Genomic DNA, 19,283 nt, shown 5'->3' with positions numbered 1-19,283 from the left:
GGTGCATGTATTGAGCGTGAGCGAAATCAATGTGCAAATCAAAGCCCTTTTAGAAGCGACTTTTTTGCAAGTTAGGGTTCAAGGGGAAGTGAGTAATTTGACTATCCATAAGGTGAGCGGTCATGCGTATTTTTCGCTCAAAGACAGCCAGTCAGTCATCAGATGCGTGCTGTTTAAAGGGAACGCTAATAGGCTTAAATTCGCTTTAAAAGAAGGGCAGGAAGTGGTTGTTTTTGGGGGCATTAGCGTGTATGTTCCAAGGGGGGATTATCAAATCAATTGCTTTGAAATAGAGCCTAAAGAGATAGGTTCATTAACTTTAGCTTTAGAGCAATTGAAAGAAAAATTACGCCTTAAAGGCTATTTTGATGAAGCCAATAAATTACCCAAACCGCATTTTCCTAAACGAGTGGCAGTCATCACTTCTCAAAATTCAGCCGCTTGGGCGGACATGCAAAAGATCGCTTCCAAACGATGGCTGATATGCGAATTAGTCTGTATCAATACCTTAATGCAAGGGGAAGGGTGCGTTCAAAGCGTGGTGGAGAGCATCGCTTATGCGGATAGTTTTCATGACACAAAAAACGCTTTTGATGCGATTGTAGTGGCTAGGGGTGGAGGGAGCATGGAGGATTTGTATTCTTTCAATGATGAAAAAATCGCTGACGCATTGCATTTCGCTAAAACTTTCAGCATGTCAGCTATTGGGCATGAGAGCGATTTTTTATTGAGCGATTTGGTGGCGGATTTAAGGGCTTCTACGCCTTCAAACGCGATGGAAATTTTGCTCCCTAATAGCGATGAATGGTTGCAAAGACTTGATGGGTTTAATGTGAAATTGCACCGCTCTTTTAAGATTTTACTCCATCAAAAAAAGGCGCATTTAGAGCATTTAGCGGCCTCTTTAAAACGATTGAGTTTTGAAAACAAGCACCATTTAAACACCTTAAAACTAGAGAAATTAACAATCGCTTTAGAAAATAAAACCTTAGAATTTTTACGCTTTAAAAAAACGCTTTTAGAAAAAATCTCTACCCAACTATCCACAAGCCCTTTTTTACAAACTAAAACAGAGCGCTTAAACAGGCTAGAAAACGCCCTCAAACTCGCTTACGCCAATTTGAAACTGCCCCAATTCGGGGCGTTTGTGAGCAAAAACCATCAAGCGATAGAATTAGAGGCATTAAAAGCGGGCGATAAAATTGAATTAAACAATGAAAAAGCCAGAGCGAGCGCTGAAATTTTGAGCGTGGATAGGGTGTAGGGGTTTGAAAATCACTATCAAGACTTATGACTTTAAGCGATTAGTGCGGTTAGTGAATATTGGTGTTTGTTTTTAAAAAAATTTGCTTCTTAAAACTTTGTTTTATCGTTTTAGACTTATTCTATGGCAAAACTCTTAAGAGGATAGAGGGTATTTTGAAATAACTCTTCCCCTTAATCCCTTATATAGAGCCAAAGGGATTTTAAAACACCAGCCATTATCAAAAAGTTTTGTATTATAATTTGATGGATTCCTATTGATTAAGGTGTTTGGATTGAGTTTAGCCGATATTATTTTAGAGCGTTTTAAAGATTTTATGAGAGAACACCCTGAGCCTTACAAGTTTTTACAGGTTTTTTACGCGCAAGAAAAAGAACGCTTTTTGAATAGTAAGATTAGCGATTATATGAAGCGAAATAAAAGCAAGGAAGAGGCCAGTATTTTGGCCAGACAAGGCTTTGTCAGCGCGGTTGGAAGAGCGTTAGAAAAAATCATAGAACTTTTATTAAAAGATTTCTGTATTAAAAACAATGTCAAAATGACGAACGATAAAACCTTAAGGGCTAAGTGCATTAATGGCGAATTAGATAAAGTCAAACGGGCTTTATTGGTGCATTTTGGAGAGTATAGCGTTTTGCCTGATGGAGATATTATTCTTTATCAAACCAACAAGGATAGTATCAAAATTCTAGCGATTTTATCGGTAAAAAATTCGTTTAGAGAGCGTTTTACAGAAACGCCTTATTGGAAATTAAAACTCTTACAATCGCCCATAACTTCTCACATTAAAGTCTTTATGATAACACCGGATAACGATGATGAAATCAGCTTTAAAGACAAGCCTAAAAAGGCTAGGATCGTTATGGAGCATGAATGAGACGGCCTCTATTTAGCCAAAAGCGGTTTTGATCAAAGCCCTAAAATTAAGGGCATAGAGAATTTATTAGAAGATTTAAAAAGGCTTTTATGAAACCTTATTTTAGTTTAGAAAAATTGGATTTATATCATGGCGATGCGAGCGTTTTAGAGACTTTTGAAAAAGGTTTTTATGATTTATGCATCACTTCACCGCCCTATAATTTGAGTATTGAGTATCAAGGGAGTGATGATTTTAGGGCTTATGATGATTATTTGAATTGGTGTAAAAATTGGCTTAAAAATTGTTATTTTTGGGGTAAGGAACAGGCGAGATTGTGCTTGAATGTCCCTTTAGATACGAATAAACATGGCAAGCAAAGTTTGGGGGCTGATATTACTATAGTGGCTAAAGAATGCGGTTGGAAATACCAAAATACGATCATTTGGAATGAAAGCAATATCTCAAGACGCACCGCTTGGGGGAGTTGGCTGCAAGCTAGCGTGCCTTATGCGATCGCTCCTGTGGAGTTGATCGTTGTTTTTTATAAAAACGAATACAAACGCCAAAAACAAACTTCTACGATGAGTAAAGAGGAATTTTTACTCTACACGAACGGGCTATGGAGTTTTAGCGGCGAATCCAAAAAGCGCTTAAAACACCCAGCCCCATTCCCAAGGGAATTACCCAGGCGTTGCATTAAATTGTTTTCTTTTTTAGAAGACACGATTTTTGATCCTTTTAGCGGATCTGGCACGACTATTTTAGAGGCGAACGCTTTAGGGCGTTTTAGCGTGGGTTTAGAGATTGAAAAAGAATATTGCGAGTTGTCTAAAAAGCGTATTTTAGAGAGTTTGTCATTAGTGTGAGCGTTTTAAAAACCTTTGAGGGTTAAAATAGTGTAAAATAGTAAAAATTTTAAAACTCAAAAAGGATTGATAATGAATTTATTTGAAAAAATGACTGACCAATTGCATGAGACTTTAGACAGCGCGCTCGCTTTAGCCTTACACCACAAAAACGCTGAAGTAACGCCCTTGCACATGCTTTTTGCCATGCTCAATAACTCCCAAGGCATTCTCCTTCAAGCCTTACAAAAAATGCCTGTGGATATTGAAGCTTTAAAACTTAGCGTTCAAAGCGAGCTGAATAAGTTCGCTAAAGTCTCACAAATCAGCAAGCAAAATATCCAATTAAACCAAGCTCTAATCCAAAGTTTAGAAAACGCTCAAGGTTTGATGGCTAAAACGGGCGATTCTTTCATCGCTACCGATGTGTATCTTTTGGCGAACATGAGCCTTTTTGAAAGCGTTTTAAAGCCTTATTTAGACACTAAGGAATTGCAAAAAACTTTAGAATCTTTGAGAAAAGGCGCGACTATCCAAAATAAAAACGACGATTCCAATTTGGAAAGTTTAGAAAAATTTGGCATTGATTTGACGCAAAAAGCCTTAGAAAATAAGCTGGATCCCGTGATCGGAAGAGATGAAGAAATCATTCGCATGATGCAAATTTTGATAAGAAAAACAAAAAATAACCCTATTTTACTAGGTGAGCCTGGAGTGGGGAAAACGGCTGTTGTGGAAGGGCTAGCCCAACGCATTGTGAATAAGGAAGTGCCTAAAACGCTTTTAAACAAACGAGTCATCGCTTTAGATTTGAGCTTGTTGGTGGCTGGGGCGAAATACAGAGGCGAGTTTGAAGAACGCTTAAAAAAGGTGATTGAAGAAGTTAAAAAAAGCGCGAATGTGATTTTATTCATTGATGAAATCCACACGATTGTAGGGGCTGGGGCTAGTGAGGGGGCATGGATGCGGCTAACATTTTAAAACCTGCGCTCGCTAGGGGGGAATTGCACACGATTGGAGCGACCACTTTAAAAGAATACCGCAAGTATTTTGAAAAAGACATGGCATTGCAAAGGCGTTTCCAACCCATTTTACTCAATGAGCCTAGCATCAATGAAGCTTTACAGATTTTAAGGGGGTTGAAAGAAACTTTAGAAACGCACCATAATATCACCATCAACGACTCCGCGCTCATAGCGAGCGCTAAACTCTCTAGCCGTTATATCACCGATAGGTTTTTACCCGATAAAGCGATTGATTTGATTGATGAGGGTGCGGCTCAATTAAAAATGCAAATGGAATCAGAGCCGGCCAAACTCTCTAGCGTGAAGCGCTCCATTCAAAGACTAGAAATGGAAAAACAAGCCCTTGAAATGGAAAAAAAAGAGAGCAATGCCAAACGCATGCAAGAAATCCTTAAAGAATTGAGCGATTTGAAAGAGGAAAAAATCCAATTAGAAGCGCAATTTGAAAACGAAAAAGAAGTGTTCAAAGAAATTTCACGCTTGAAAATGGAAATGGAGGGCTTGAAAAAAGAGGCTGAAAGGTTTAAGCGCAATGGGGATTACCAGCAAGCGGCTGAAATTGAATACTCTAAAATCCCTGAAAAGGAAAAGAAAGAAAAAGAATTGCAGCATAAATGGGAAGCGATGCAGCAAAACGGGGCGTTGTTGCAAAACGCTTTAACCGAAAACAACATCGCTGAGATCGTGAGCCAATGGACGCACATCCCGGTCCAAAAAATGCTCCAAAGCGAAAAAAATAGGGTTTTAAACATTGAAAGCGAATTGCAAAAAAGGGTGGTTGGGCAAGAAAAAGCAATCAAAGCGATCGCTAAAGCGATTAAAAGGAATAAGGCTGGGCTTAGCGATAGCAACAAGCCCATAGGGAGTTTCCTCTTTTTAGGGCCAACAGGCGTGGGTAAAACCGAGAGCGCTAAAGCTTTGGCGCAATTCTTGTTTGATAGCGATAAAAATCTGATAAGAATTGACATGAGCGAATATATGGAAAAGCATGCCATAAGCCGTCTTATTGGGGCCGCTCCTGGGTATGTGGGCTATGAAGAAGGCGGGCAATTGACCGAAGCGGTGCGCAGAAAGCCTTATAGCGTGGTGTTGTTAGATGAAGTGGAAAAAGCCCATCCAGATGTGTTTAACCTCTTGTTGCAGGTTTTAGATGAAGGGCATTTAACCGATAGTAAGGGCGTGAGGGTGGATTTCAAAAACACGATTTTGATTTTAACCAGCAATGTGGCTAGCGGCGCGCTTTTGGAAGAAGATTTGAGTGAAGCCGATAAACAAAAAGCGATTAAAGAGAGCTTGAGGCAATTCTTCAAGCCGGAATTTTTAAACCGCTTAGATGAAATCATCTCCTTTAACGCCCTAGATAGCCATGCTGTCATTAATATCGTGGGGATACTCTTTGAAAACATTCAAAAAAAAGCGCTTGAAAGGGGCATTAATATAACCCTAGACGAAAAAGCAAAAGAATTGATCGCTGAAGCGGGATTTGACAGATTTTATGGCGCTAGACCCCTAAAACGCGCGCTCTATGAAATGGTAGAAGACAAGCTCGCTGAACTCATTTTAGAGGATAAAGTTAAAGAGAATGACAGCGTGGCGTTTGTGGTAGAAAATAACGAGATTGTGCCTAAGATTAAGTGAGGTTTGGTTATCCTAAAAAAGATAAGAAATGGTTATTTTTAAAAAAGGATTGAATGATGTTTGATAACACGCTTGTTAATCTCTTTGACACAGCGCCTCTTTTAACTTCGCTTTTAGCTGGGATTTTAACTTTTTTAAGCCCTTGCGTGTTGCCTTTAATCCCGGCGTATATGTCTTATATTTCTCAAATTTCTTTAGAGGATATTAAAGATGGTAAGGCTAAAAGGGTTTCGGTTTTTTTAAAATCCTTGATGTTTGTGGTGGGGTTTTCGCTCGTGTTTTTGGGCGTGGGCATGTCTATGGCCAAGCTTATCCATAGCTTTTCGTTTTCCTGGGTGAATTATATCGCTGGGGGGATTGTGATCCTTTTTGGTTTGCATTTTTTAGGCGTGTTTCGTTTTTCATTTTTGTATAAAACTCAAAGCGTTCGTTTAGCGAGCAAATCTAATAGCATGCAGCGCTTTTACCCCTTTCTTTTGGGCATGAGTTTCGCTTTGGGCTGGACGCCATGCATCGGGCCGATATTCACTTCTATTGTGATCATGAGCGCGAGTAAGGACGCTTATGGTCTAATCCTTATGGTGGTGTTTGTAATGGGCTTGGCGATCCCTTTTTTATTAGTGGCTTTAATGCTAGAAAGAGCGCTTTTGTTTTTAAAATCCTTAAAGAAATACAACCGCACGATTGAAATCGTTTCAGGGTTGGTGCTTATTTTAATGGGAATATTGATCATGACAAATTCTTTAGAAAGCCTGACTAACTTCTTGCAAAAATAGGAGGGTTTGATGCTGTTAAAAAACGCTTCGTTTTATGATGGTGAGGTTTTAAAAAGAGCGGATATCCGCTTAAAAGATTCCCTCATTATAGAGATTGAAGAAAACTTAAGCCCTATTAATAATGAAGAAGTGATTGAGTGCGGCAATTTGTTCGTGCTGCCAAGCTTCATTGATTTGAGCGTTACTGGTTTGGAGGGTTATGAAAATTTGAAACAAAAGGCTTTTAAAGGGGGGTAGGGTTACTCAATGTTTTTAATTGCGACAAAAGTGGCATTAAAAATATTATGGCAATTAAAAACAACCAACTAGCCGACATCGCCACGCTTAAAAACAAAGGGGGGGAAATTTTAATCGCGCCATCTGACGCTTTTTTAGAACTCATCAGCCACTACGCCAAATCCTACAACTTGCCTCTTTTAGTCTCTTTAGAAAATTCTTTTGAAGCCCTAAATAGTGGGGAATTAGCCTATGAATTGGGGCAAAATTTTGTAGAAAATGCGTTTGAAAACACGCGCTTGGTGCGTTTCATGGAAGTTTCTAGAGCGTTACAAATCCCCATGCTTTTAGATAAAGTAAGTAGCACCGCCACGCTCAAACTCATCAAAGCCTTTAATGATTTAGGAGCGAAATTACAAGCCCAAACGCCCTTAAGCCATTTGATCTTAGATGAGAGCGTGTATGAAGATTATGAACCCAGATTTAAAATCGCCCCTCCTTTAAGGGATAAAGAAAGCCAAAACGCCCTAAAAGAAGCCCTAAAGAATGATGAAATTACCATGCTCACAAGCCTTCATGTCTTTAAAAATTCTAACGCAGAGCTTTTTGAAGAAAGCGCTTTTGGGTGTGAGAGCATAGAGGACGCTTTTAGCGTGGCTTATACTTTTTTAGTTCAAAAAAAGGTTATCAGCTTCCAACAGCTCATTAAAGTCATGGCGACCAATCAAGCGAGATTTTTAAAACTCAATGCAGGCGAGGTTAAAGAAAATCAATTGGCCAATCTCATGATTGTGGATTTGAACGCTCAAACAAGAGTTAATAATAAAAATTCGCCCTTTTATGGTTTAGAATTATATGGCGAAGTTCAAAGAATGATCTTAAAAGGGCAAACCACATTGATTAAGGAGAATATATGCAAGAAATCATAGGAGCGTCTTTAGTTTTTTTATGCAATGAAAAATGCGAAGTGTTAGAAGATCATGGCGTGGTCTTTGATGAAAAGATTGTTGAAGTGGGCGATTATAAAAGTTTAACGCTTAAATACCCCCATTTAAAGGCGCAGTTTTTTGAAAATTCCGTTCTGTTGCCCGCTTTTATCAACGCGCACACCCATTTTGAATTTTCCAACAACAAAGCGAGTTTTGATTACGGGAGCTTTTCTGGCTGGTTAGGGAGCGTGTTAAACAATGGGGGGGCGATTTTAGAAAATTGCCAAGGGGCTATCCAAAACGCTATCAGCGCACAATTAAAAAGCGGGGTGGGGAGCGTGGGAGCGATTTCTAACCACCTGATAGAAGTTAATTTGTTAAAAGAAAGCCCTTTGAGTGCTGTCGTGTTTTTAGAGTTTCTAGGGAGTAGCTATTCTTTAGAAAAACTAAAAGCGTTTGAGGCAAAATTCAAAGAGTTAAAAGATTTAGAAGACAAAAAGCTTAAAGCCGCTCTTGCTGTGCATGCCCCTTATTCGGTCCAAAAAGACATGGCTTTAAGCGTGATCCAATTGGCCAAAGATTCACAAAGCCTGCTTTCTACGCATTTTTTAGAATCGTTTGAAGAATTAGAATGGGTAGAAAACTCTAAAGGGTGGTTTGAAAATTTTTACCAACATTTTTTAAAGGAGTCTCATTTCAAATCGCTCTATAAGGGCGCGAACGATTACATTGACATGTTTGAAGACACGCACACTTTATTTGTGCATAACCAGTTCGCTTCTTTAGAAGCGTTAAAAAGGATCAAGTCTCAAGTCAAAAACGCTTTTTTAATCACATGCCCCTTTTCTAACCGCCTATTGAGCGGGAAAGCGTTGGATTTAGAGAGAGCTAAAGAAGCCGGTTTGAGCGTGAGCGTGGCCACTGATGGCTTGAGTTCTAACATTTCGCTGAGCCTTTTAGACGAATTAAGAGCGTTTTTGCTTTCCCATAACATGCCGTTATTAGAATTAGCTAAAATAGCCCTTTTAGGGGCGACTAGGCATGGGGCTAAAGCTTTAGCTTTGAATAATGGCGAGATAGAAGCCAACAAAAGGGCGGATTTGAGCGTGTTTGGTTTTAATGAAAAATTCACTAAAGAGCAAGCGGTTTTGCAATTTTTATTGCATGCTAAAGAAGTGGAACGCTTGTTTTTAGGGGGGAAAAGGGTGATCTAATTTGTTTTAAAGACAGAATGCGTTAAAATGAGAAATCTAAATCAATTAAGGAAAGAGTCAATGAAATTAGTTTTAGCCAAGAATACAAGAAAATCAGACGCTAAGAGCGTGGAATTAGAGGATTTGTATCGCAAATTCAGTGAAGACAAGCGTTCTATTTTCTATTTTGCCCCCACAAACGCCCATAAAGACATGCTCAAAGCGGTGGATTTTTTCAAAGAAAAAGGCCATACGGCTTATTTAGATGAGGTGAGGGTCAGCACTGATGAAAAAGATTTTCTTTATGAATTGCACATTATTTAAAGGCTTGTATTGAAAGTTTATATTGAAACCATGGGTTGTGCCATGAATTCTAGGGATAGCGAGCATCTACTAAGCGAACTATCCAAGCTAGATTACAAAGAGACTAGCGACCCTAAAATGGCGGATTTGATTTTAATCAACACTTGCAGCGTGCGCGAAAAGCCTGAACGGAAATTGTTTTCAGAAATCGGTCAATTCGCTAAAATCAAAAAACCCAACGCCAAAATCGGGGTTTGCGGGTGCACCGCAAGCCACATGGGAGCGGATATTTTGAAAAAAGCCCCAAGCGTGAGCTTTGTGTTAGGGGCTAGGAATGTGTCTAAAATCTCTCAAGTGATCCATAAAGAAAAAGCGGTTGAAGTGGCGATTGATTATGATGAAAGCGCGTATGCGTTTGAATTTTTTGAAAAAAAGGCTCAAATCCGATCGTTACTCAACATCTCTATAGGTTGCGATAAAAAATGCGCTTATTGCATCGTCCCGCACACTAGGGGAAAAGAAATTTCTATCCCTATGGATTTGATTTTAAAAGAAGCTGAGAAATTAGCGAATAACGGCACTAAAGAGCTCATGCTTTTAGGGCAGAATGTGAATAATTACGGCGCGCGTTTCAGTAGCGAGCATGCGAAAGTGGATTTTAGCGATTTACTGGATAAATTGAGCGAAATTCCAGGCATTGAAAGGATACGATTCACTTCGCCTCACCCCTTGCACATGAATGATGCATTTTTAGAACGCTTTGCCAAAAACCCTAAAGTGTGCAAGAGTATCCACATGCCCTTACAGAGTGGATCTAGCGCGGTGTTAAAGATGATGCGAAGAGGTTATAGTAAAGAGTGGTTTTTAAATCGGGTGGAGAGGTTAAAAGCCTTAGTGCCTGAAGTGGGCATCAGCACGGATATTATCGTAGGCTTCCCTAATGAGAGCGATAAGGATTTTGAAGACACGATGGAGGTGCTAGAAAAAGTGTGCTTTGACACGCTCTATAGTTTTATTTATTCCCCACGCCCTTTCACTGAAGCGGGAGCTTGGAAAGAAAGAGTGCCATTAGAGGTTTCATCTTCAAGGTTAGAGAGGTTGCAAAACAGGCACAAAGAAATTTTAGAAGAAAAAGCCAAGTTGGAAGTGGGTAAAACGCATGTGGTGTTGGTGGAAAATAGGCGTGAAATGGATGATCAAATCGTGGGTTTTGAAGGGCGCAGCGATACGGGGAAATTCATTGAAGTAACTTGTAAGGAAAAAAGAAACCCGGGCGAGCTTGTAAAAGTGGAGATTGTTTCTCATTCCAAAGGGCGCTTGATAGCGGCCATTAAAGGCAACTAATCAAAATAACCAATGAAGAGCGGGTTTAAAGGCGAGAATTGAGCTTAAAATTTTTCAGGAAAAATATCGTTTTAAAGGTTGTCCCTCGTTTGGCGTTTGGAGTCCTTTGGTTGTTGCATAAGACTTGTAAAAACCGCTATTTTTTAGCTCAAAATTTAAAAGAAAAACCCTTTATTGTAAGCTGTTGGCATGGGGAGCTTGGCATGATCGGGTTTGCGTATTTAAGGCTTGAAAAACCTTCTGTTTATGTGATCGCAAGCCAGCATTTTGACGGCTCTATTGCGGCGGGTTTGTTTGAAAGCTTTGGTTTTAAAAACATTAGAGGCTCTAGCAAAAAAGGGGGGGTTAAGGTTTTGATAGAGGGGCTTAAACGATTGAAAGAAGGTTGCGATGTCGCTATCACTCCTGATGGCCCCAAAGGCCCACGACACAGCATAGCGGATGGGGTGATCGCTTTAGCTCAAAAATCAGGCGTGGGGATTAGCGCTTGTCGGGTGGTTTGTAAAAACGCATGGCGGTTGAACACTTGGGATCAATTTGAAATCCCTAAGCCTTTTAGCGAAGTGCATTATCACATGCTAGAATCGGTAATCATCCCTAAAGAATGGGAGCTTTCAAAGGCTAAAGAATATTTAAAGACGCGCATGGATTCTGTTGAATTTGAAGAATCTCAAAGGGGTTTGGGTGCTTAAAGGGTTAAAAAAAGCGTTTAAGGAGAGGTTTTGCTCTCAAGTGTATATCTCTTTTAATGTGGATCACAATCTTTTATCCACTCAAGTCATAAGGATCAAAAACGATCGCATTAAAGAGAAATTTTTTAAAACTTTTGAGACTAAAGTGGAGACTAAAAATGGTGAAGTCCCTATTCAAGCCTTAAAAATCGCCAGAACTTATAGCCAAAAATACCCCTACACTTATTTTAGCGCGATGAGTAAGGCTAAAGAGGTTTTATGCGAAAAACAGGCGTTTGAACAAATCAAACAAGAAAATCAAGATTATCATGCTTGTGAAGTCAATCAAAAGTATTGCGTTTATGTGGAATCTAAGGATTTTTTAAAGGATTTCAAGCGTTTTAAAATCCAGGATGTGGATTTTTTGTTTTCGCCTTTTAGCCTTATTTATGATTTTGTGCGCGATCATTTAGAAAATAAGCCGTTGTTGTATTTGCTTTTGGAGCGTTCAAGATTTTATTTTTTGATTGCGGATAAAAAAGAGATTTTTTTAGCCAAATCCGTGTTTTTAGAAGAACAACCTGAAGAGTTTATAGAGAGCAAGGAAGAGGATTCTATGGAAATGGATAATGAGGCTGTGAATTTGTTTTTGAGTGAAATCCAAGAAGATATTGACAGCCTTGAAGAAGCGATGGGGCTAGATAGCAGTAAGGATAATAAAGAAAAAAATGAGGACGCTTATAGTTTGATTGAAGGCATGACGAATATCCCTTTGATTGCAAACGCCTTGCAAGAGGGATTGCGTGGCGTCTATCATTCTAGGGATATAGACTTTGTAGAAAAAGTGGTTGTTTTAGACAGCTGTCAAATCCACCACAAAGCGTTAATGCATTTGCAAGAAACTTTGATGATAGAAGTGGATAGGCTTGATTTTTCTTTAGTGGAGCGCTTGAACATTTTAGCGCGCATGGAGAATGAAAAGCATGCGTTTTAGCTATATTGAGCCAAGAGCGAAATACCTTATCAGCAAGCTTTCTAAAATTTGGGTTTTTTACATTTTTTTATCTTTTGTGGTGATAGGGGGTTAGTGTGGTTTATGCACAACGCCATTAAAAGCACTCAAGACAACGCGTCTGATTTGACGATCCAAGAAAGGCTCTACCGCCATGAAATCAGCCGCTTGCAGGTTAAGACTGATGAAACCTTAAAACTCATTAAAGAAGCCAAAAAGCGTTTGAATTACAATGATGATATACGAGATGTTTTGCAAGGGCTTTTGAATATTGTGCCGGATTCCATCACTATTAATAGCATTGAAATAGACCAGCAAAGCGTGGTGGTTAGTGGTAAAACCCCTTCTAAAGAAGCTTTTTATTTTTTGTTTCAAAACAAATTAAACCCCATGTTTGATTATTCTAGGGCGGAATTTTTCCCCTTAAGCGACGGGTGGTTTAATTTTGTCTCCACCAACTTTTCTAATTCCTTACTGATAAAAAACCCGGAGTCTATTAAATGAAACCATTGCATTTTTCACACTTAGACAGAGAACAATCAGGCGATGTAGGGTTTATCACCAAAAACCTTATTTTTTTAGGGGTTTTTTCCTTATTGGGTTGGTTGAACACCGAGTATTTTCTATGGCCTAGCATGCTGGAATTAAAAAAAATCCTTTTAGAAGAAAATCGTAAAAAAAGCGTTTTAGAATACGCGCAAAGGCATTTTGAAACAGCCCTAACAAACTATCGCAATCAAAAAGAAACCAGCGAATCCTTATTAAAGATTTTTAATGATGAAGAGTCCAGGCGGATTTTAGAAAAGATCTTAAAAAAATGTTTTGATGCCTATAAAATCAAACCCTTGCTCTCTCAAAATCCCTCCCAAAAAACCCAATTTTTTATCATGGCCAGAGCGAGCGAATTGGAAAAAACCTATCTTTTTTTCACCTTAATCAACAAGTATTTACCGAGCGCTCAAAGCCAATTGCCCTTAAAAATTTCTAAAGATGATGAAGGGCTGTTGGTGCAATTTAGCGTGAGTATTGATCTCCAATAGGATAGGGGTAGTTTGATGCAAGATTTTGATTTCAGTTTTAATCCTAAGGCATGCGAGGGTTGTGGGGCAAAGTGTTGCGTGGGGGAAAGCGGGTATATTTTTTTAAATATCCAAGAAATGCAAAAAATTAGCGCTTTTTTAAAATTAGAATTAGAAGAATTCAGTCAAAAATACGTTAAAAAGGTGGGGTATAAGTTCTCTTTACTAGAAAAAGACGCTAAAGAGTTGGGTTTGGCGTGCGTGTTTTTGGATTTGGAGACGAAAAAATGCCAGATTTATAGCGTGCGCCCTAAGCAATGCCAAACTTTTCCTTTTTGGGAGAGCGTGAAAACTTTCTCTAAAGAGCAAAAAGAAGCTTTTTGTCAAAGCTGTCCGGGCATCACACAAAAAACCAAAGAAACTAAAGTGCGCTAAAATTCACTTTAGTTACACAAAAAAGGAAATAAAATAATGGATATTCCAATAAAGAAAAGATTTTTAGCAAATATATTGCTTTTTAGCTTGTTTTCTTGCCTTAAGGCTGAAACCCTTTCAGAAGATCATCAAATCCTGTTGAGTTCAGACGCTTTCCATAGAGGGGATTTTGCCGCCGCTCAAAAAGGCTATATGAATCTTTACAAGCAAACCAATAAAGTGGTGTATGCTAAAGAAGCGGCCATTTCAGCGGCGAGTTTAGGGGATATTAAAACCGCTATGCATTTAGCCATGCTCTATCAAAAGATCACCAATAATCGTAATGATGTTTCTATCAATAAGATTTTAGTGGATGGCTATGCGCAAATGGGGCAGATTGATAAGGCGATTGAACTATTACACAAAATCCGTAAAGAAGAAAAGACCATAGCCACAGACAATGTGTTAGGGACTTTGTATTTGACTCAAAAGCGTTTGGATAAGGCTTTCCCGTTGTTGAATAAGTTTTATAACCAAGTGCATGATGAAGACAGCCTAGAAAAACTCATTACAATCTATTTTTTGCAAAACCGCAAAAAAGAAGGCTTGGATTTGTTGCAATCTCATATAGACAGGTATGGTTGCTCAGAGCAATTGTGCCAAAAAGCGCTCAACACTTTTACGCAATTTAACGAGCTTGATTTGGCTAAAACGACTTTCGCTCGTTTGTATGAAAAAAACCCTATTGTTCAAAACGCCCAATTTTACATAGGGGTATTAATCTTGTTAAAAGAGTTTGATAAGGCCCAGAAAATCGCAGAATTATTCCCTTTTGACAGGCGTTTGCTATTGGATTTATACACCGCGCAAAAAAAATTTGATCAAGCTTCCAAACAAGCTTCTTTGATCTATCAAGAAAGAAAAGACCCTAAATTCTTAGGCTTAGAGGCGATTTATCATTATGAAAGCTTGAGTGCGAATAAGAAAAAGCTCACCAAAGAAGAGATGTTGCCCATTATTCAAAAATTAGAGCAAGCCACCAAAGAGCGCCAAGCTTGGCTTGCTAAAACTAAAGATAAAGAAGACGCGCAAGACGCTTTCTTTTATAATTTTTTAGGGTATTCCTTAATAGATTATGACATGGATATTAAAAGGGGCATGGATTTTGTGAGGAAAGCCTTAGCGTTGGATTCTGGATCAGTGCTTTATTTGGATTCTTTAGCATGGGGTTATTACAAATTGGGGAATTGTTTGGAGGCTAAAAAAATCTTTTCTAGCATCGCTAAAGAGTCTATCCAAGCCGAACCCGAATTAAAAGAGCACAATAAGATCATTCAAGAATGCAAGAAATAGGGATTTTAGAAAATTTACAAAAAAGCTTAGCCTTAAAAGAGGGCATGCTTTCTTATGAAATGCTAGGTAAAAGCCTGTCGTATAACCCTTACTTGCCTAGAGTCATTCCTCAAACCAAAGATTGTGTTTTTGTAACCCCTGATGAGGTTTTAGAAAAGCTTTTGAAAGAAAACACCCACACCGATTGCGTCATTGTCAATTTTAAAGGATTATACGAAATAGGCGCACCAAGCGTGTTTGATTTAGAAGTTTTAGGGTTATTGCGCCGCCATGCGAGTTCTTTGATAGTCCATCAGGATCTTTTCATCAGCCATTACCAGCTTTTAGAATCGCTTGTTCAAGGATCTGATGGGGTCATTTTAGATGAAGAGCTTTTAAAAGAGGATTTAAAAGGCATGGTAGAATTCGCTTGGCGTTTGGGCTTAGGCGTGTTTGTAGAAACCCACAAACAAGACTACACCCATTTAAAAGATTTAGGGGTTTTAGGCGTGCTAGAAATTAGCCCCCATTCTTATAATCAAAAAAAATAGTCTTTTTAGATTGAATTTTAAGCTAATTTAGAGTAAAAATCGTATTCAAACTTTTTAAAAGGAGTTAGTCATGTCATTATTGGTGAATGATGAATGCATTGCGTGCGATGCTTGCAGAGAAGAATGCCCTAGTGAGGCGATTGAAGAGGGCGATCCTATTTATAATATTGATCCAGACAGATGCACGGAGTGTTACGGGTATGATGATGATGAGCCTCGTTGCGTGAGCGTATGCCCTGTAGATGCGATCTTGCCGGATCCTAACAATGCAGAGAGCAAAGAGGAATTGAAATACAAATACGAAAGCTTAAAAGAGCAAGATTAAAGGCTAGCAATGGCTAAAATCACAACCGTGATTGATATAGGCTCTAATTCAGTGCGTTTGGCTGTCTTTAAAAAGACGAGCCAGTTTGGGTTTTACTTGCTTTTTGAGACTAAGTCTAAGGTTAGGATTTCAGAGGGTTGTTATGCGTTTAATGGAATCTTACAAGAAATCCCCATGCAAAGAGCCGTTAAAGCCTTGAGCGAATTTAAAGAAATCGCCCTCAAATACAAAAGCAAAAAAATCTTGTGCGTGGCGACCTCAGCAGTACGCGATGCCCCTAATCGGTTAGAGTTTGTAGCGAGGGTGAAAAAGGCTTGCGGTTTGCAAATCAAAATCATTGATGGGCAAAAAGAAGCGCTCTATGGCGGGATCGCGTGCGCGAATTTGTTGCATAAAAATTCAGGGATCACGATAGATATTGGAGGGGGTAGCACCGAGTGCGCGTTGATTGAAAAAGGCAAGATTAAGGACTTAATCTCGCTTGATGTTGGGACGATTCGCATTAAAGAAACGTTTTTAGACAAAGACTTAGATGTCAAATTGGCTAAAGCCTTTATCCAAAAAGAGGTTTCTAAACTGCCCTTTAAGCATAAAAACGCCTTTGGGGTGGGGGGACGATCAGGGCGTTGAGTAAGGTATTGATGAAACGCTTTTGTTACCCTATAGATTCTTTGCATGGTTATGAAATAGATGCACATAAAAATTTAGCGTTCATTGAAAAAATCGTCATGCTTAAAGAAGATCAATTACGGCTTTTAGGGGTGAATGAAGAGCGTTTGGATAGTATTAGGAGCGGGGCGTTGATTCTATCAGTCGTTTTGGAGCATTTAAAAACTTCTTTGATGATCACTAGTGGGGTTGGGGTGAGAGAAGGCGTGTTTTTAAGCGATTTGTTGCGCCACCATTACCATAAATTCCCCCCCAATATCAACCCCTCTCTCATCTCTTTAAAAGATCGCTTTTTACCCCATGAAAAGCACAGCCAAAAGGTCAAAAAAGAGTGCGTGAAATTGTTTGAAGCCTTATCGCCTTTGCATAAAATAGATGAAAAATACCTTTTCCATTTAAAGATTGCGGGGGAATTAGCGAGCATGGGTAAGATTTTAAGCGTCTATTTGGCCCACAAGCACAGCGCGTATTTTATTTTAAACGCTTTGAGTTATGGCTTTAGCCACCAGGATAGAGCGATCATTTGCTTATTGGCGCAATTCAGCCATAAAAAAATCCCTAAAGACAACGCTATCGCCCACATGAGCGCGATGATGCCAAGCCTTTTAACCTTGCAATGGCTGAGTTTTATCCTTTCTTTAGCCGAAAATTTGTGCTTGACAGACAGCCATCATCTAAAATACACGCTAGAAAAAAACAAGCTTGTGATCCATTCTAATAATGCGCTTTACTTGGCTAAAGAAATGCTCCCCAAACTCGTTAAGCCCATTCCTTTGACGATAGAGTTTGCTTGAAAATAGCGATTGTCAGGCTTTCAGCGCTCGGAGATATTATCGTGAGCGCGGTGTTTTTAGCGGCAATTAAAGAGTGTCTGCCTAACGCCCAAATAGAATGGTTCGTGGATGAAAGATTTGGCGCGATTTTAGAGCATTCCCCTTATGTTGATAAATTACACTCCATCGCTTTAAAAAGCGCACTTAAAACCTTTAACCCTTTGAAGATTTTTAAACTTTTTAAATCTTTAAGGGCTTATGAATACGATATAATCATTGACATGCAAGGCCTAGTCAAATCCGCCCTCATCACGCAAATGTTGAAAGCCCCTAAAAAAGTCGGCTTTGATTACGCTTCGGCTAGAGAGGGTTTGAGCGCGTTTTTTTACTCGCAAAAAGTTTCTATCGCTTATGATGAGCCCATTTTAAAGCGCAATTTCACGCTCCTATCCCATGCCCTAAACTTGCCCAAAAACGAAATTTCAGAGAGCTTAAGCTCTAGATCTAAAGTGTTTTCTTACCAAGATTCTCCAAAAATCAATGCGTTAAATTTGAATCAAAATAAGCTAAAAATCCTTTTTGTTTTAGAAACTTCTAAAATCAATAAAACTTACCCCACAGAGCGTTTTAAAGAGCTAGCGTTAGCGTTAGAAAATTTTCAAATTTGCTTGTTATGGCATGCTGATGAATATAAGGCTAATGTGCTTTATGGTGCTTTAAAAAACCAATGCGATGTGTTATTGCTCCCTAAACTCACTTTAAACGAAGTTAAGGCGTTGCTTTTTAAAATGGATGTGATTATTGGGGGCGATACGGGTATCACGCATTTAGCATGGGCGTTGCAAAAAGCTAGCATCACCCTTTATGGCAACACGCCCATGGAGCGTTTTAAATTAGAAAGCCCGATCAATGTTTCGCTCACCGGTAATTCAAACGCCAGCTACCATAAAAAGGATTTTTCTATCCAAAACATAGAGCCTAAAAAAATTAAAGAATGCGTTTTAAACCTTTTAAAGGAAAAAGAATGACTTATAAAGAACGACTCATACACGAAAAGATATTGAATAAAGACGACAAGGGTTTGAAAACGGAATTACGCATTTTGAGTATTCTTATCGTGGAATCTTTAGTGAATATTCTAGGGTTTGTTTTAGCTAAAATGCCTCATTTGTGGTTTTTAAGGTGCATTAAAGCTTTAGCGTGGCTCATGAAAACCTTTGATAGGCGCCGTTATTTTGACGCTAAGGCCAATTTGGATTTTGTGTTTGGAGATTCTAAAAGCGAAGAAGAGAAAAAACGAATCATCAAAAAGGGGTATGAAAATTTTGCTTTCATTATTTTAGAAACCATTAGAGTGATCTTTATCCCTAAGGCTGAATACGACGCTCGTTTCACGCTCATCAATGAAGAAAATGTGTGGAAGTCTTTAAACAAAGAAGGCCAAGCGATCACTTTATGCATGCATTTTGGCTATTGGGAAGCGGTAGGCACGACTTTAGCGCAATATTATAAGGATTATGGTAGGGGGTGTTTGGGGCGTTTGACTAAATTCGCCCCTATCAATCACATGATTATGAGCAGGCGAGAAGCGTTTGGGGTGCGTTTTGTCAATAAAGTGGGAGCGATGAAAGAACTCATTAAAATGTATAATCAAGGCAATGGCCTTGTGGGGATTTTAGTGGATCAAAATGTCGTGCCTAAAGATGGGGTGGTGGTGAAATTCTTTAATAAAGACGCTACGCACACCACGATCGCTTCTATTTTATCGCGCCGCTACAATATAGACATCCAGCCGGTATTCATTGATTTTAATGATGATTATTCGCATTACACAGCGACCTATTATCCGAGTATCCGCTCTCAAATCACCGATAACGCTGAGAACGATATTTTAGAATGCACGCAAGCCCAAGCGAGTTTGTGTGAAGAAGTGATTAGAAACCACCCGGAAAGTTATTTTTGGTTCCACAGGCGTTTTAAAAGCACCCACCCTGAGATTTATCAAAGATAGGGTTTTGAGTGGAATGACAAATTAAGGCGGTCTTTTTGGGTTAGGGGGTTTTTAAGGGGGAGAATTATTTCAAAATACCCCCCTATCCCCTTAAGAAAATGAGTTTTACTATAA

General features: G+C 39.0%; 16 protein-coding genes and 4 pseudogenes. All 20 read left to right on the top strand.

Annotated features, from left to right (window positions below; genetic code table 11):
• Position 1: 1 nt before the first annotated feature.
• The 20 genes and pseudogenes from D2C78_07675 (at position 2) to D2C78_07580 (ending at position 19,169) form a co-directional block, all read left to right on the top strand.
• A complete protein-coding gene (locus D2C78_07675) occupies positions 2–1,264 on the top strand; it encodes an exodeoxyribonuclease VII large subunit (protein ID QEF35727.1) in 1,263 nt (420 codons plus the stop codon).
• A gap of 256 nt (positions 1,265–1,520) precedes the next feature.
• Positions 1,521–2,141 (top strand): hypothetical protein, encoded by a 621-nt coding sequence (locus D2C78_07670; GenBank protein QEF35726.1) that lies wholly within the window; start codon positions 1,521–1,523, stop codon positions 2,139–2,141.
• 89 nt (positions 2,142–2,230) lie between these two features.
• The gene (locus D2C78_07665) at positions 2,231–2,989 is read left to right on the top strand and encodes a site-specific DNA-methyltransferase (protein ID QEF35725.1); all 759 of its coding nucleotides are present in this window, start codon (positions 2,231–2,233) and stop codon (positions 2,987–2,989) included.
• 72 nt (positions 2,990–3,061) lie between these two features.
• Positions 3,062–5,631, top strand: a pseudogene (locus D2C78_07660) (AAA family ATPase).
• A 53-nt stretch (positions 5,632–5,684) separates the two neighbouring features.
• Positions 5,685–6,407 carry a cytochrome c biogenesis protein CcdA gene (locus D2C78_07655; protein QEF35724.1) on the top strand — a complete coding sequence of 241 codons (723 nt, stop codon included), beginning with the start codon at positions 5,685–5,687 and terminating at the stop codon, positions 6,405–6,407.
• 9 nt (positions 6,408–6,416) lie between these two features.
• Positions 6,417–7,552 (top strand): annotated as a pseudogene (locus D2C78_07650) (dihydroorotase).
• On the top strand, positions 7,537–8,766 hold the full coding sequence (locus D2C78_07645) for a metal-dependent hydrolase (GenBank protein QEF35723.1): 1,230 nt from the start codon (positions 7,537–7,539) through the stop codon (positions 8,764–8,766). The pseudogene D2C78_07650 and the gene D2C78_07645 overlap by 16 nt, the downstream one beginning before the upstream one ends.
• Before the next feature lie 60 nt (positions 8,767–8,826).
• Entirely contained in the window at positions 8,827–9,069 is a 243-nt protein-coding gene (locus D2C78_07640; protein QEF35722.1) for a hypothetical protein, read from the top strand.
• 9 nt (positions 9,070–9,078) lie between these two features.
• Positions 9,079–10,392: a tRNA (N6-isopentenyl adenosine(37)-C2)-methylthiotransferase MiaB gene (gene miaB / locus D2C78_07635; protein QEF35721.1), complete on the top strand. Its 1,314-nt coding sequence runs from the start codon at positions 9,079–9,081 to the stop codon at positions 10,390–10,392.
• Positions 10,393–10,430: 38 nt separating this feature from the next.
• On the top strand, positions 10,431–11,084 hold the full coding sequence (locus D2C78_07630) for a DUF374 domain-containing protein (protein QEF35720.1): 654 nt from the start codon (positions 10,431–10,433) through the stop codon (positions 11,082–11,084).
• On the top strand, positions 11,077–12,057 hold the full coding sequence (locus D2C78_07625; protein QEF35719.1) for a hypothetical protein: 981 nt from the start codon (positions 11,077–11,079) through the stop codon (positions 12,055–12,057). The genes D2C78_07630 and D2C78_07625 overlap by 8 nt, the downstream gene beginning before the upstream one ends.
• Positions 12,047–12,579: pseudogene (locus D2C78_07620) on the top strand (hypothetical protein). Before D2C78_07625 ends, D2C78_07620 begins: the two are co-directional and overlap by 11 nt.
• A complete protein-coding gene (locus tag D2C78_07615) occupies positions 12,576–13,115 on the top strand; it encodes a hypothetical protein (protein ID QEF35718.1) in 540 nt (179 codons plus the stop codon). Before D2C78_07620 ends, D2C78_07615 begins: the two are co-directional and overlap by 4 nt.
• Positions 13,116–13,130: 15 nt before the next feature.
• The gene (locus tag D2C78_07610) at positions 13,131–13,529 is read left to right on the top strand and encodes a YkgJ family cysteine cluster protein (protein QEF35717.1); all 399 of its coding nucleotides are present in this window, start codon (positions 13,131–13,133) and stop codon (positions 13,527–13,529) included.
• Positions 13,530–13,565: 36 nt separating this feature from the next.
• On the top strand, positions 13,566–14,861 hold the full coding sequence (locus D2C78_07605; protein ID QEF35716.1) for an ATP-dependent nuclease subunit B: 1,296 nt from the start codon (positions 13,566–13,568) through the stop codon (positions 14,859–14,861).
• Positions 14,849–15,391 (top strand): indole-3-glycerol phosphate synthase, encoded by a 543-nt coding sequence (locus D2C78_07600; protein QEF35715.1) that lies wholly within the window; start codon positions 14,849–14,851, stop codon positions 15,389–15,391. The genes D2C78_07605 and D2C78_07600 overlap by 13 nt, the downstream gene beginning before the upstream one ends.
• Positions 15,392–15,461: 70 nt before the next feature.
• Entirely contained in the window at positions 15,462–15,716 is a 255-nt protein-coding gene (locus D2C78_07595; GenBank protein ID QEF35714.1) for a 4Fe-4S dicluster domain-containing protein, read from the top strand.
• Between the two features lie 9 nt (positions 15,717–15,725).
• Positions 15,726–17,179 (top strand): annotated as a pseudogene (locus D2C78_07590) (Ppx/GppA family phosphatase).
• The gene (waaC, locus tag D2C78_07585) at positions 17,176–18,186 is read left to right on the top strand and encodes a lipopolysaccharide heptosyltransferase I (GenBank protein QEF35713.1); all 1,011 of its coding nucleotides are present in this window, start codon (positions 17,176–17,178) and stop codon (positions 18,184–18,186) included. Before D2C78_07590 ends, waaC begins: the two are co-directional and overlap by 4 nt.
• The gene (locus tag D2C78_07580) at positions 18,183–19,169 is read left to right on the top strand and encodes a lipid A biosynthesis lauroyl acyltransferase (GenBank protein ID QEF35712.1); all 987 of its coding nucleotides are present in this window, start codon (positions 18,183–18,185) and stop codon (positions 19,167–19,169) included. Before waaC ends, D2C78_07580 begins: the two co-directional genes overlap by 4 nt.
• Positions 19,170–19,283: the final 114 nt, after the last annotated feature.

Source organism: Helicobacter pylori, from assembly GCA_008032935.1.
In the GTDB taxonomy this organism is placed as follows: Bacteria; Campylobacterota; Campylobacteria; order Campylobacterales; family Helicobacteraceae; genus Helicobacter; species Helicobacter pylori_CX.
The sequence above is the reverse complement of the archived record's forward strand: the minus strand, read 5'-3'. Positions and strand labels throughout refer to the sequence as shown.

What these genes read in the sequence shown, in the direction of transcription:
- D2C78_07665 (QEF35725.1), top strand. Translation starts at nt 2,231, where the DNA reads ATGAAACCTTATTTTAGTTTAGAAAAATTGGATTTATATCATGGCGAT.
- D2C78_07655 (QEF35724.1), top strand. Translation starts at nt 5,685, where the DNA reads ATGATGTTTGATAACACGCTTGTTAATCTCTTTGACACAGCGCCTCTT.
- D2C78_07645 (QEF35723.1), top strand. Translation starts at nt 7,537, where the DNA reads ATGCAAGAAATCATAGGAGCGTCTTTAGTTTTTTTATGCAATGAAAAA.
- D2C78_07640 (QEF35722.1), top strand. Translation starts at nt 8,827, where the DNA reads ATGAAATTAGTTTTAGCCAAGAATACAAGAAAATCAGACGCTAAGAGC.
- D2C78_07615 (QEF35718.1), top strand. Translation starts at nt 12,576, where the DNA reads ATGAAACCATTGCATTTTTCACACTTAGACAGAGAACAATCAGGCGAT.
- D2C78_07610 (QEF35717.1), top strand. Translation starts at nt 13,131, where the DNA reads ATGCAAGATTTTGATTTCAGTTTTAATCCTAAGGCATGCGAGGGTTGT.
- D2C78_07605 (QEF35716.1), top strand. Translation starts at nt 13,566, where the DNA reads ATGGATATTCCAATAAAGAAAAGATTTTTAGCAAATATATTGCTTTTT.
- D2C78_07600 (QEF35715.1), top strand. Translation starts at nt 14,849, where the DNA reads ATGCAAGAAATAGGGATTTTAGAAAATTTACAAAAAAGCTTAGCCTTA.
- D2C78_07595 (QEF35714.1), top strand. Translation starts at nt 15,462, where the DNA reads ATGTCATTATTGGTGAATGATGAATGCATTGCGTGCGATGCTTGCAGA.
- D2C78_07580 (QEF35712.1), top strand. Translation starts at nt 18,183, where the DNA reads ATGACTTATAAAGAACGACTCATACACGAAAAGATATTGAATAAAGAC.